Annotated in this window: 11 protein-coding genes; 8 read left to right on the forward strand and 3 right to left on the reverse strand. The window is 72.6% G+C overall.

Translation table 11 applies throughout. The features are described from left to right. The first annotated feature begins 60 nt into the window (after positions 1 to 60). The 5 genes from AB0K52_RS16855 (at position 61) to AB0K52_RS16875 (ending at position 6,506) form a co-directional block, all read left to right on the forward strand. Complete coding sequence (locus tag AB0K52_RS16855; protein WP_363532687.1) at positions 61 to 2,604, forward strand: glycosyltransferase; 2,544 nt, start codon at positions 61 to 63, stop codon at positions 2,602 to 2,604. Beyond that, entirely contained in the window at positions 2,601 to 2,948 is a 348-nt protein-coding gene (locus AB0K52_RS16860; protein ID WP_363532690.1) for a hypothetical protein, read from the forward strand. The genes AB0K52_RS16855 and AB0K52_RS16860 overlap by 4 nt, the downstream gene beginning before the upstream one ends. Positions 2,949 to 3,078: 130 nt before the next feature. Beyond that, on the forward strand, positions 3,079 to 3,933 hold the full coding sequence (locus AB0K52_RS16865) for an ABC transporter ATP-binding protein (protein ID WP_208496938.1): 855 nt from the start codon (positions 3,079 to 3,081) through the stop codon (positions 3,931 to 3,933). Beyond that, the gene (locus AB0K52_RS16870; protein ID WP_363532693.1) at positions 3,930 to 5,912 is read left to right on the forward strand and encodes a CDP-alcohol phosphatidyltransferase family protein; all 1,983 of its coding nucleotides are present in this window, start codon (positions 3,930 to 3,932) and stop codon (positions 5,910 to 5,912) included. Before AB0K52_RS16865 ends, AB0K52_RS16870 begins: the two co-directional genes overlap by 4 nt. A 144-nt stretch (positions 5,913 to 6,056) precedes the next feature. Then, complete coding sequence (locus AB0K52_RS16875) at positions 6,057 to 6,506, forward strand: hypothetical protein (protein ID WP_363532696.1); 450 nt, start codon at positions 6,057 to 6,059, stop codon at positions 6,504 to 6,506. A gap of 77 nt (positions 6,507 to 6,583) precedes the next feature. Here AB0K52_RS16875 and AB0K52_RS16880 read toward each other — a convergent pair whose 3' ends face one another. Then, positions 6,584 to 7,510, reverse strand: a complete 927-nt coding sequence (locus tag AB0K52_RS16880; RefSeq protein ID WP_363532699.1) for a polysaccharide deacetylase family protein — start codon at positions 7,508 to 7,510, stop codon at positions 6,584 to 6,586. 53 nt (positions 7,511 to 7,563) lie between these two features. Here AB0K52_RS16880 and AB0K52_RS16885 point away from each other — a divergent pair, with 53 nt between their 5' ends. Both AB0K52_RS16885 and AB0K52_RS16890 read left to right on the forward strand, forming a co-directional pair. Further along, the gene (locus AB0K52_RS16885; RefSeq protein WP_363532702.1) at positions 7,564 to 8,148 is read left to right on the forward strand and encodes a non-oxidative hydroxyarylic acid decarboxylases subunit B; all 585 of its coding nucleotides are present in this window, start codon (positions 7,564 to 7,566) and stop codon (positions 8,146 to 8,148) included. 2 nt (positions 8,149 to 8,150) lie between these two features. Next, positions 8,151 to 8,402: a hypothetical protein gene (locus AB0K52_RS16890; RefSeq protein WP_363532705.1), complete on the forward strand. Its 252-nt coding sequence runs from the start codon at positions 8,151 to 8,153 to the stop codon at positions 8,400 to 8,402. Between the two features lie 81 nt (positions 8,403 to 8,483). Here AB0K52_RS16890 and AB0K52_RS16895 read toward each other — a convergent pair whose 3' ends face one another. Further along, a complete protein-coding gene (locus tag AB0K52_RS16895) occupies positions 8,484 to 9,878 on the reverse strand; it encodes a UDP-glucose/GDP-mannose dehydrogenase family protein (RefSeq protein ID WP_363532708.1) in 1,395 nt (464 codons plus the stop codon). A gap of 265 nt (positions 9,879 to 10,143) precedes the next feature. On the opposite strand from AB0K52_RS16895, the gene AB0K52_RS16900 reads away from it, so the two are divergent. Then, complete coding sequence (locus tag AB0K52_RS16900) at positions 10,144 to 11,310, forward strand: acyl-CoA dehydrogenase family protein (RefSeq protein ID WP_363532711.1); 1,167 nt, start codon at positions 10,144 to 10,146, stop codon at positions 11,308 to 11,310. Between the two features lie 139 nt (positions 11,311 to 11,449). Here AB0K52_RS16900 and AB0K52_RS16905 read toward each other — a convergent pair whose 3' ends face one another. Continuing rightward, positions 11,450 to 12,349, reverse strand: a complete 900-nt coding sequence (locus AB0K52_RS16905) for a sulfite exporter TauE/SafE family protein (protein ID WP_363532713.1) — start codon at positions 12,347 to 12,349, stop codon at positions 11,450 to 11,452. Between the last annotated feature and the right edge of the window lie 173 nt (positions 12,350 to 12,522).

Raw genomic sequence — 12,522 nt, forward strand, 5'->3', positions numbered from 1 at the left:
TTATTGCCATTCGACACGCGAAGATCTGGGCGGAATGCAACCTGGAGATGAACGGACAAGATGAACGCAGCTGACGAGACCGCGCGCTATCCGGGACGACTCACCGACGACCTCCTGGTGCGCGCGGGCGAGCGGGCGCCCGGCACGATGGCCGCGACCGCGCTGCGGACCCGCTCCCCGGGCGCCCGGCACCTGCTGGCCAGGGCCGCATCACGTTCGCTCGACCTGCCCACCCTCATCGCCGCCGCGCACGCCCGCGACAGGAAACCGGAGGTGAACGCCGCCGCGCTCGCGTCCCTCGCCTACGTCGTCGGCCTCCAGACCGGCGCCGAACAGGACCGCCGGGACGCCCTGGCCCTCTTCGACCTCGCCCTCGACACCGGCGGCGCGCGCCGGGTGAGCCCGCGCGAGGCCGCCGTCCACGCGCAGCTCGCGTACGTCCTCGGCGACCCCGGCAAGGCCCGAAGCCTCCTGCGCCGCTACGGCAGGCACCTGCCGGGGCTGGAGCGGGCGGCGCTGGCCGCGGACCTGGCGCACCCGGACGCGGGCGGCGACGAGGTCGCGTGGGTGAAGCGGCTCGGCGCCCTGTCGGGGCAGCGGGGGCTGCGGCTCGGTCCGGCCGCAGTGGACGGCGAGATCCTGCCGCGGTTCGACCGTCTGCGCTCGGTCCCGGTGCCGAAGGTCCGTTCGGGGCCCCTGGTGTCGGTCGTGATGACCGCCTACCGGCCCGGCCGCGCGCTGCTGACGGCGGTGCGGTCGCTGCTCGACGGGGCGTGGGCGAACCTGGAGGTCCTCGTCGTCGACGACGCCTCGGGGCCCGAGTTCGACGCGGTCCTCGACGCGGCGGCGGCGCTCGACGAGCGGGTGCGGGTGATCCGCCGGGAGGCGAACGGCGGGACGTTCGCCGCCCGCAACACCGCGTTCGACGCCGCGACCGGGGAGTTCGTGACCGGTCTGGACTCGGACGACTGGGCGGCGCCGGGCCGGCTGGCGCGGTCGGTCGCCCCGCTCCTGGCCGAACCGGGACTCCAGCTGACGTACGGGGAGGCGTTCCTGTGCAACGAGGACCTCACCGTCACCCGCCCCGGCCGGGTCCTGACGACGGTGTCCACGGCCTCGATGACGTTCCGCCGCAGCGCCCTCGACCGGATCGGCTACTACGACGAGGTCCGCAAGGGCGCCGACACCGAGTTCCTGCACCGGGTCGCGGCGGCGTTCGGCGACGGCGCGGTCCGCCGCCTCCCCGTGCGCGACACGATCATGCGGCAGGCGCCCGGGTCGCTCTCCCGCGACGAGTTCGGGCCCGGCTGGAAGCACCCCGCCCGCCGCGCCTACCAGTCCGCGTACCCCCTCTGGCACGACGCGATCCGCGCCGGCGCCGACCCGTACCTGCCCAAAGCCCCCGCACGGCGCCCCTTCTGGGCCCCCTACCACGCGGCCGTCGCCCGGACCGAGCAGCGGCAGCGCCGCTTCGACGTCGTCTTCTGCCTCGACTGGCGGCCCTTCGGCGGCCCCCAGAAGTCCATGCTGGAGGAGATCCGCGCCCTCCAGGCCGCCGGCCTCGACGTCGCCGTCATGCACCTGGAGTCGTGGCGGCACATGACCGTCGAGGACCGGCCCATGTGCGAGCCGTTCCAGCGGCTCGTCAACAGCGGCGCCGTCGAGCAGGTCCTCGTCACCGACGACGTCGCCTGCGACCTCCTCGTGCTCCGCTACCCGCCGATCCTGCAGTTCCGGTCCGGAGAACGCTCGAACGTCCGCCCCGAGCGGATGATCGTCCTCGCCAACCAGGCCCCCCACGAACGCGACGGCTCCGACACCCGCTACGTCCCCGACGCCTGCCACGCCAACGCCGCCGACATGTTCGGCGTCGAACCCCTCTGGGTCCCGCAGGGCCCCCAAGTCCGCGAAGCGCTCGCCGACCTGACCGCCGGCACCCTCGCCGACTTCGACATGCCCGGCATCCTCGACGCCGCCGCGATCGCCCCCGCCCGCACCGGGTTCCGGTCCGTCCTCCCCGTCGTCGGCCGCCACTCCCGCGACGACCGCACCAAATGGCCCACCGCCGCCGACCTCCCCCTCATCTACCCCGGGGACGGCCGCTGGGACGTGCGCATCATGGGCGGCGCCGCCGCCGTCGCCCGCATCACCGGCCAGGACCCGCCCACCGCCTGGACCTGCTACGGCTTCGACGAGACCGACGTCGAATCGTTCCTGTACCAGCTCGACTTCTGGATCTACTTCCCCCACCCGCAGCAGTACGAGGCGTTCGGCCGCGCCGTCCTCGAAGCGCTCGCCGCCGGATGCGTCGCGATCCTGCCCCACCGGTTCGCGCCCGTCTTCGGCGACGCCGCCCTCTACTGCGAACCGTCCCAAGTGGCCGGCATCGTCGACGGCCTCTACGCCGACCCCGACCGGTTCCTCGCCCGCAGCGCCCTCGCCCAGCAGCGCGTCCGCGAACGCTTCAGCCACGACTCCTACCGCCGCCTCGTGGCCGGCCTCCTCGCCCGACCCGCCGCCCCCGCCGGCGCGGACCTCGCGGCCGTCGCCGACCAGCCCGCCCGCCACGGTCCCAACAGCCAGCCCAGTCCCGTCGCCCGATGAGAGAGACCGCGATGAAGCAGATCCTCAAAGCCGCCTACCACCGCCTCGGCCGGCCCGCGCCCGCGCACGTCGCCGCCGCCGCGGCGGCCCTCGCGGCCCTCGCGCTCCTCGCCGTCGCCCTCTTCGGCGGCCAGCGCCTGGTGTGGGTCGTCTCATCGCTGATGAGCCTGGTCACGTTGGGCGCGCTGGCGCTGGTGTGGAACGAGAGCCGCCAGACCCGCCTCGAGGCGCGCGCGTCCGCCGAGCGCGCCGAGGTCACCCTGCGCCGCATCCTGGCCGCGTTCGAGGTCGAACGCCTGGCAGCGGAGCGGCGGCGCGCCGCCGAACGCGACCACGCGGCCTGACCGGAGCGTCCCCAGGGGGACATGAGGAAGCTCTCCGATCTGCCGCGAGCTGCCGAAAACCGCCGGGCGGTACTATTGGCGCGCCATCGACCAGCTGCACAGCAACCACCTGTCCGGGAGGGCCGCCCCCATGGAAGAGCCGATCATCCAGGCTCGTGACCTCGGGATCTGCTTCGCGAAAGGCAAGCAGAAGAAAGGCCGGGTCAAAGACCTGTTCGTCAGGCGCTCCGCCAACAAGAAGGGCGCCGCGGCGCAGGACTTCTGGCCGCTGCGCCACGTCAACTTCGACATCTTCCCCGGCGAGGCCGTCGGCATCATCGGCCGCAACGGCACCGGCAAGTCGACGCTGCTGCGGCTCATCACCGGCGTGCTCATCCCCGACGAGGGGTACGTGCGCCGCGAAGGCCGCGTGGCCCCGCTCATCGCGCTCTCCGCGGGCTTCTCGGGCGACCTCACCGGCCGCGAGAACGTCAACCTCGTGGGCGCGCTGCACGGCATGACCAACAAGGAGATCAAGGCCAAGTACGACGAGATCGTCGAGTTCTCCGAACTCGAGGACTTCATGGACACGCCCTTGAAGCACTACTCGTCGGGCATGAAGGTGCGCCTCGGCTTCGGCGTCATCACGCAGCTGCCGCACCCGATCCTCCTGGTCGACGAGGCGCTCGCCGTCGGCGACGCCGCGTTCAAGCGCAAGTGCCAGGCCGTCATCGCGAACCTGCTCGAGCAGGGCCGCACCCTCGTGTTCGTCTCCCACTCCGAAGGCGACCTCAAGAAGTACTGCAAGCGCGGGATCTTCCTCGACGCCGGCACGCTCGAGACCGACGGCACCGTCGAAGAGGCCCTCGCCGCCTACAAGGCCGCCGAGAAGCGCGACGCCGACGCCAAGGCCGAGAAGAAGAAGCGCGAGCAGGCGGCGAAGGCCGCCGCGGAGCAGGCCGCCGCTCCGGCCCCCGTCCCGGGAGCGGTCGAGGCGGCCACGTGAGCCGAGCCGTCATCCTGCCGGCTCGGGGCGGCTACGCCGAGATCACCGAAGACACCACCGTCGTCGACCGGCTCATCGCGCAGATCCGCGACGCCGGCTGCGACGACGTCACCGTCCTCACCCGGCCCGGCACGGACCGGCCCGTGAAGGCCGCCCAGATCGAATCGGCGGACGCGACCGCGGACCTGCGCCACCTCGCCGAGCTCGCGTTCGCCGGGGACGGCGCCCTGTTCGTCGCCTGCGCCGACCTCGTCGCCTCCCCGACCACGATCGCGGCGGTCCTCTCCGACTCCTCGCGCCGCTCGGGCGTCCTTGTCGGCGGCGACGACCCGACCGCCGAACCGGTGCACTGCGAGCGCGGCCTCGTCACCGGGCCCGGGCCCGGGCCGGCGCGCCTCGGAGGACTCGCGAAGGTCTCCGCCGCCCACCTCGCGCGCCTGCGCCGCCACTGGCCGCGCCGCGCCGAAGGCGACGCGTTCGCCGCCCTCCTCGCGGCCCTGCACGCCCGCGCCATCCCCGTGAACGCCTACCGGACCGCCGGCCTCGAGCACCGGCAGGCCGCCACCGGCGACGAGGCGCGCGCGACGATCGCCGCGTTCGAAGCGGTCGACATGGACGCGTGGCGGCTCAAGAACGCCATCAAGCACGACGACGACTTCTTCGCCACGTACGCCGTCTCCACCTGGACCCCGCACCTGGTGAAGCTCAGTGCCCGCCTCGGCTGGACCCCCACCCCCATCACCTGGGTGTCCATCACCCTCGCCGTCGGCTCCGCCGCCGTCTTCGCCGCCGGCTGGTCCTGGTGGTACCTCGCCGCGGCAGCGCTCATGTACGCCAGCTTCGTGTTCGACTGCGTCGACGGGCAGCTCGCCCGCTACACCCAGAACTTCTCCTCCTTCGGCGGCTGGCTCGACATGATGGCCGACCGCTCCAAGGAGTTCCTCATCTACGCCGGCCTCGCCGCCGGCGCCACCGCCGGGGGCGTCCCCGCGCCCGCCGCGTGGGGCCTCGCGATCGCCGCCATGGCCACCCAGACCATCCGGCACACCGCCGACACCTGGTACGCCGTCCTCCTCGACACCGCCGTGGTCCGCCAGGCCCGCACCCGCGAGTCGGCCCCGCCCGTGGGCCGCGCCGCCCACCTCGGCCAGCGCCTCGGCTCCGCCTCCGAGCAGGTCATGGGCGCCCACCGCACCCCCCTGTACTGGATCAAGCGCACCATCGTCGCGCCCGTCGGCGAGCGCTGGCTCCTCCTCGCCGTCGCCGCCGTCGCGTTCGGGCCGCAGGCCGCGCTCGCGGCGCTCCTGGTGTGGCAGCTGCTCGCGCTCGGGTACACGACGGCGGGGCGGACGCTCCGGTCCCTGGCGGCGCGCACGGCGGCGCTGCGCCGGCCCGACCGGGCCGCGCACCGCGACGACGGGCCGCTGGGGAAGCTCGTGCCGCGCAGCCCCGTCGGCGGGGACATGACGCCGTTCGCGGCGACCGGCGCGGCGGTGCTCGCCGCCGGCGCGGCCGTGGTCGCGGCCGCGTTCGGGACGCCGCCGTGGGTGCCGTTCGGGCTCGCCGGGCTGGCCCTGGTCCTGGCCGCCTCGGTGGCCCGCACCGACCATGAGGGCCTGCTCGACTGGTTCATCCCCGCCGGGCTGCGCGCGGTCGAGCTGGGCATCGTCAGTGCGGCCGGGATCGCCGCGGGCGTGTCCTGGCCGGTCCTGTACACGCTGCTGACGGTGATCGCCCTGTACTTCTACGACCTCGCCGCAGGGCTCGACAAGGCCGCCTCCCCGGTGGCCCGCCGCGACCTCGGCCTCGGCTGGCCCGCTCGGAGCCTCATCGCGATCGCGGCGGCCGCGGTCGCTGTGGCGACCGTTCCGGCAGTGGCCACTGTGGTCTACGGGGCGCTCGCGGTGTACGTCGCCGCGGTGTTCGTGGGCGCGGTCGTCACCGGCACGGTCCGCGCCTCCCGCGCGGCCGCCGCCTGACCGCGCCGCCCCGGGCCCGAAACCGCCGCCGCCGTGCGCGGTGCGGCCCGATCGGGCCGTCATGCTTGACCGCCAAGCGAACTCGTTCGGGTTACATGGCCCGACAGGCGAGCATCGCTGGTCTCTCACGACTAAGGTGTACCTGTGCGCAAGTTCCGGCTCTCGCGTCTGGTGCTCGCCGCGACCGTGATCGGGGTGGCGGGGCTCTTCTCGCTGCCCTTGATCCCCGGGAGCCCGACCGCGAACGATGCCGCCACTGCAAGCCATTCCGGTATTTCCCATGTGGACTGGACGAACGTCGACGAGACCTACCCGATCCCGCCCGGCTCGCCCACCCCGAGCCCCAGCTACGACGGCGACGGCACCTCCGACCCCGACAGCACCGGCCCGGCGGACTCCGACGGCGACGGCACTCCGGACCCGGGCGGGGCGACCCCTGAGACCGGGCCGAAGGGCGGCGGCGATGGCGGGGGCGGTGACGGCGGCCTGCTGAACCTGGCGTTCCCCGTCCAGGCGGGCATGAGCGTGGGGCTTCTCGCCCTCGCGTTCCTCGCGCTCCTGCCGGGCCGGAAGATGCCCGCCGACCTTCGCTGACGCGAGGCGTGAACGGTTGCCGCGCAACGTGAACCGGCTGCCGTGGCCTCGCGGCCGTGGGCCCGGGCCGGCGGCGTCTACATCGCCGTGTAGACGTAGCCGCGGCGCGTGAACTCGGCGAGGATCGACCTGAGCGCCCCGCACATGTCCTTCTGGTTCGACGCGCCGTCGTGGAGCAGCACGATCGCGCCCGGGGACGAACGGTCGATCACGTGGTCGCGGATCTGCGACTCGGTGACCCGGTCGTCCCAGTCGGAGGGGTCCACCGTCCAGTGCAGCGACTCCATGCCCAGGTCGGCCGCGACCGCGATCGCCCGGTCCGTCCACTGCCCGCCCGGGTGGCGGAAGTACCGCACCTCGGCGCCGGGCGCGGCCTTGACGATCGCGTCGTTCGTGCGCTGCAGGTTCGCGCCGATCTCGGCCTCGCTCCACGTGCCCAGGTCGAACTCGTGGAACCACGAGTGGTTGCACAGCGTGTGCCCCTCCCGCGCGATGTCGGCGACCAGCTCGGGGTACGCCTCCGCGTATGCCCCGATGAGGCAGAACATCGCCTTGACCCCCTGCTCGCGCAGCATGTCGAGGACCTTCGGCGTCCACTCCGGCGACGGCCCGTCGTCGAACGTGAGCGCCACTCGCTCGTCCCCGGTGTGGTTGCGCGTCCCCAGTGGTCCGTCGTACGTGTTCGCCGACAGCTCGACCGCCGGCGGGGACGGGGCCGCCGCCGGCGCGGGCGGCGCGGACCCGCTCGGCGGTGCCGGGTCGCCCGACGCCGCGTCCCGTCCCGGTTCCGGCTCCGGCGCCGCCTCGGACGACGCGGGCTTCTCGGGGGACGCCGTGTCTTCGGCCTCCCCTTCGCCCGCACTCGAAGGCGCCTGCGACGCGGACCCAGTAGGCTCGGTCGCGGTCACCGCGTCCGCCGGGGGCTCCGCCCCTTCGGGCCACACCCAGGCGAGCGCGAGCAGCGCGGCGACGGCAGCCGCTATGCACAGTTGGTGACGAACCATGTCGTGATTGTAAGTGCTCTAGGCCACATTGCAGGGAAAGCTGGAGGGGACACATGCGACTCGTCGTCGGCATTACCGGAGCGACCGGCGCGATCTTCGGCGTCCGCCTCCTCGAAGCCCTCCGCGACCTCGACGGCGTCGAGACCCACCTCGTGATGAGCCGCTGGGCCCGCACCACGCTCCGCCTCGAGACCCCGTACGCGCCCGCCGAGGTCGCGGCGCTCGCCGACCACGCGTGGGGGCCGGGGGAGCAGGCCGCGCCGATCTCGTCGGGGTCGTTCCGCACCGACGGGATGATCATCGCGCCGTGCTCGATGAAGACCGTGGCGGCCGTGCGCACCGGGTACACGGAGGGCCTGATCGGGCGGGCGGCGGACGTGACGCTCAAGGAGCGGCGACGGCTGGTCCTGCTGGCCCGGGAGAGCCCGCTCTCTGAGATCCACCTGGAGAACCTGCTGGCGCTCTCGCGCATGGGCGCGGTCGTGCTGCCGCCGGTGCCCGCGTTCTACAACCGGCCTGAGACGATCGACGACATCGTGGACCACGTGGTGGCGCGCACGCTCGACCAGTTCGGGCTCGAGTCGCCGAAGGCGCGGCGCTGGGACGGCCTGCAAGGCCCTGACGCGGAAGGGGAGTAGCGGTGGACACGCTCATGTGGGAGGCCAAGGCCGCCGCCGGACGCGGGGCCGAACTGCTCCGCTGGGTGCTCGACGAGGGCGTGCACGCCGTCGCCGACCCGGAGGTGCGCCTGGAGGTCTTCATCGCCGGCGAACGCGTCGTCGTCATCGCCGTCGGCCCGAACCCGCCCCGCCGCCTCCCCGACCCGCCCGGGGAGCTCATCGAGCGCGCCCCCCACGCCTGGCCGTTCACGCGGGTGAACCCCGCGCCCTGACCGAGGCCGAGCCGCGGTGGACGACGAACCGCCCGGCGCGTCGTGCGCGCCGGGCGGTTCGGGGAATTCGCGTCTCGAAGTCTAGCGGCCGACGCCCTGGTAGGTCCAGCCGTGGCCGCGCCAGCGCTCGGGGTCGAACGCGTTCATGCCGTCGAGGATGCGCCGCTCGGCGACCTGCTGGCCCAGTGCCTCCGGGTCGAGGGTGCGGAACTCCTCCCACGGCACCATCGCGCACACCACGTCGGCGCCCGCGACCGCCTCGGCGAGGGTCTTGACGAAGCTCAGCTCGGGCGCGGCGGCCTTCGCGTTCTCCAGGCCCTCCGGGTCGTACACGACCACGTCGGCGCGGGCGGCCCGCAGCCGCCGCGCGATGTCGAGCGCGGGGGAGTCGCGGATGTCGTCGGTGTCGGGCTTGAACGTCGCGCCCAGGTAGGCGATCCGCACCCCGGACAGGTCGGGGCCGTTCGGGCCGGTGGGCCGTCCGGCCAGGTTCGCGACCGCGCGCACGGTGTGCGAGCGGCGGCGCGTGTTCACGGTGTCGACCTCGTCGAGGAAGCGGAACGACTCGCCCACGCCGAGCTCGCCGGCGCGCGCCGAGAGCGCCCGGATGTCCTTGGGGAGGCAGCCGCCGCCGAAGCCGATGCCGGCGCGCAGGAACTTGTTGCCGATGCGCTGGTCGTAGCCGATCGCGCGGGCGAGGTCGACGACGTCGGCGCCGGCGGCCTCGCTGAGGTCGGCCATGGCGTTGATGAAGGAGATCTTGGTGGCCAGGAACGCGTTCGCGGCGACTTTGACCAGTTCGGCGGTCGCCAGGTCGGTCTCGACGACCGGCACTTCGCGGTCTTCGACGGCGGCGAGCTCGAGGATGCCGCGGTGGACGTCCTTGAGCAGCTGCGAGGCCCATGCGGACTGGGCGGCGTACACGATCCGGTTGGGGCGCAGGACGTCGTGCATCGCGTTCGACTCCTGCAGGAACTCCGGGCTCCAGCCGACCTCGACGCCGAGCCCTTCGGGCGCGTGGCGGTCGACGAGCTCCTGGACCCAGGTGGCGGTGCCGACGGGGACGGTGGACTTGCCGACGATGAGGACCTTGCGGCTCAGGTGTCGGGAGAGGTCGACGACGGCGGCCTCGATGTAGGACAGGTCGGCGCCGTGCTCGCCCTTGCGCTGCGGGGTGCCGACGCAGATGAAGTGGACGTCGGCGAAGTCGGCGACGGCCTGGATGTCCGTGGTGAACCGCAGGCGCCCGGACTCGAGGTTCTTCTTGAGCAGTTCGGGCAGGCCCGGTTCGTGGATCGGGAGGACCCCGTTGCTGAACGACTCGATCTTGGCGGCGTCGACGTCGTACCCGATCACCTCGTAGCCCAGTTCCGCGAAGCAGATCGCGTAGGTCGCCCCGAGGTACCCGCAGCCGAGGAAGGCGATGCGGGGCCGGGTGGTGGTGTTCTGCGAGGGGGTCTGGATCGCGTTGACCATGCTGTGGCGTGCCCTGTCTGTTCGTGCGGCGGGTGCGCCCGGTGCGGGCCCGCCCGTGCGGCGTTGGATCCGTGCGCGGCGACCTCGAATTGTACGTGAATGCGACTATGGCCTGCGCAGTCGTATATTCAGCCTCACGCATGAACTTCGTCGTAAGTTGCGGCGAAGCCGTAGAAAATTCGCGGTGGCGGCCATCACCGGTCCGGTCCGCGGTGGGTTACACTCGGCCTGTCTTACTGACGAGTAACAAACGCGGGAGCCATCGATGTCCACCGGGTTCAGCCCCTACCAGTTGCCAGAAGAGTACGCCGACATCCGCACCGCCACCCGCGATGTCTGCGACACCGGCGTTGCGCCGCACGCCGCCGAGGCGGACGCCACCGCCACCTTCCCGGAGCACTCCTACGCGGCGCTGAAGTCCGCGGACCTGCACGCCCCGCACATCCCCGCCGAGTACGGCGGCGCGGGCATCGACGCGCTCGGCACCGCGATCGTCATCGAAGAGGTCGCCCGCGCCTGCGCGTCCTCGTCGCTCATCCCGGCCGTCAACAAGCTCGGCTCCCTGCCGCTCATCCTCGACGGCAGCGACGACCTCAAGCGCCGCTACCTGCCGCCCGTGGCCGCCGGCGACGCCATGTTCTCCTACTGCCTCTCCGAGCCCGAAGCGGGCTCCGACGCCGCCTCGATGACCACCCGCGCGGTACGCGACGGCGACGAATGGGTCCTCAACGGCGTCAAGCGGTGGATCACCAACGCCGGCGTCAGCGAGTACTACACCGTCTTCGCCGTCACCGAACCCGGCAAGGGCGCCAAGGGCATCTCCGCGTTCATCGTCGAGAAGGCCGACGCCGGGGTGTCCTTCGGCAAGCCCGAGAAGAAGCTCGGCATCAAGGGCTCCCCGACCGCCGAGGTGTACTTCGACTCGGTGCGCCTGCCCGCCGACCGCCTCATCGGCGAAGCCGGCCAAGGGTTCTCGCTCGCCATGCGCACCCTCGACCACACCCGCGTCACCATCGCCGCGCAGGCCCTCGGCATCGCCCAGGGCGCCCTCGACGCCGCGACCGCCTACGCCGCCGAACGCGAGCAGTTCGGCAAGCCCATCGCCGCGTTCCAAGGCGTCCAGTTCCTCCTCGCCGACGCCGCCATGAAGATCAGCGCCGCACGCGAACTCACCTACGCCGCCGCCGCCCGCTCCGAACGCGGCGACGCCGACCTCACCTACTTCGGCGCGGCCGCCAAGTGCTTCGCCTCCGACGCCGCCATGCAGATCACCACCGACATGGTCCAAGTCCTCGGCGGCTACGGCTACACCCAGGACTTCCCGCTCGAACGCATGATGCGCGACGCCAAGATCACCCAGATCTACGAAGGCACCAACCAGGTGCAGCGCATCGTCATCGCCCGCGAACTCCAACGCGGCAACGCCTTCTGAAGACCTGCCCAGGACTCGCATCGCGAGTGGAAAAGGCCCGGACAGTCATCGGTCCGGGTCTTTTCTCCCGCCTCAGAGAACGCAAACGGCACCAGGGAAAAGCGCCACCGGACCGTCCGGCGAGCAGACGGCCGGGGGACTACGCCTCGGCTTCCACCGGAGCCAGCTCGACCGCGTCCCGCCGCGCCGCCTTGCGCCTCGGCGCCACCAGCACGAACGCCCAGACGGCCGCGAGCGCCAAATACAAGCCCGTCACGATCGGCCACGGCACCGCGAAATTCCCCAGAAGCGTCCGCAGGTTCAACACGACCACCAGCATCCCGATCGTCGAACCCAGCTTCGCCGTAGGGATCTTGCGCGTCAACCACGCCGCCAGCGGCGCCGCCGCCATCCCGCCCACGGCCATCCCCGCGACCACCGGCCACAGCACCGTCAACGTGTCCGGCACCGCCATCCAGAACCCCAGCACCGCCGCCGCCGAAGCGAACACCTGCGCCGTCGACACCGAACCGACCACCCGGTGCGGCTCCAGCCGCGACGTCGTCAACGTGATCGGCATCGTCACCGGCCCCCAGCCGCCCCCGCCGACCGCCGCCAGAAAACCACCCACCAGGCCCGTCGGCACCGCGAACCCCGACCGCACCGGGCCGTGACCCGCGCCCCGGCCCCGCACGAACCGCCACACGATCACCGCGCCCAACGCGATCAAGATCGCGCTCGTCACCGGCGTCGCCGCGTCAAGACGCGTCAACGACGCCAGCGCCCACGCACCCGCGAAACCCCCGACCGCGCCCGGGACGCCGAGCTTCAACGTCGTCGGCCAGTGCACGTTCCGCAGCCGGTGGTGCGACACCGCGCTCACCGCGCCCGTCGCGATCGTCGCCACGTTCACCGACGCCGACGCCACCGCCGGAGCGATGCCCAGACCCAGCAGGAACGTCATCGTGATCGTGCCGAAGCCCATGCCGAGGCTGCCGTCGACGAGCTGGGCGACGAACCCCGCGGCGACGGCATAGAGAACAGTAGTCGCGAACAGCACGCGCGGCTCCCTCGGATACGGACGGCCCCTGAATAGTCCACTAGATCAATAGGAGAAGTCAACGAATGCCCACGCTTCGGGACGCCAAATGAGACGCGGCACCGGGAACCCACCCGTCCCCACATCATCCCCCGCCCCCGCCACCCCCGCCCCTCACACCCCGAACCGCCGCA

Source organism: Glycomyces sp. NPDC049804 (genome assembly GCF_040674615.1).
Taxonomy (GTDB): domain Bacteria; phylum Actinomycetota; class Actinomycetes; order Mycobacteriales; family Micromonosporaceae; genus Glycomyces; species Glycomyces niveus.

Bases quoted from the DNA above. Each gene is read 5' to 3' on its own strand.
- AB0K52_RS16855 (WP_363532687.1), top strand. From the start codon at position 61: ATGAACGCAGCTGACGAGACCGCGCGCTATCCGGGACGACTCACCGAC.
- AB0K52_RS16860 (WP_363532690.1), top strand. From the start codon at position 2,601: ATGAGAGAGACCGCGATGAAGCAGATCCTCAAAGCCGCCTACCACCGC.
- AB0K52_RS16865 (WP_208496938.1), top strand. From the start codon at position 3,079: ATGGAAGAGCCGATCATCCAGGCTCGTGACCTCGGGATCTGCTTCGCG.
- AB0K52_RS16880 (WP_363532699.1), bottom strand. From the start codon at position 7,510: ATGGTTCGTCACCAACTGTGCATAGCGGCTGCCGTCGCCGCGCTGCTC.
- AB0K52_RS16885 (WP_363532702.1), top strand. From the start codon at position 7,564: ATGCGACTCGTCGTCGGCATTACCGGAGCGACCGGCGCGATCTTCGGC.
- AB0K52_RS16895 (WP_363532708.1), bottom strand. From the start codon at position 9,878: ATGGTCAACGCGATCCAGACCCCCTCGCAGAACACCACCACCCGGCCC.
- AB0K52_RS16900 (WP_363532711.1), top strand. From the start codon at position 10,144: ATGTCCACCGGGTTCAGCCCCTACCAGTTGCCAGAAGAGTACGCCGAC.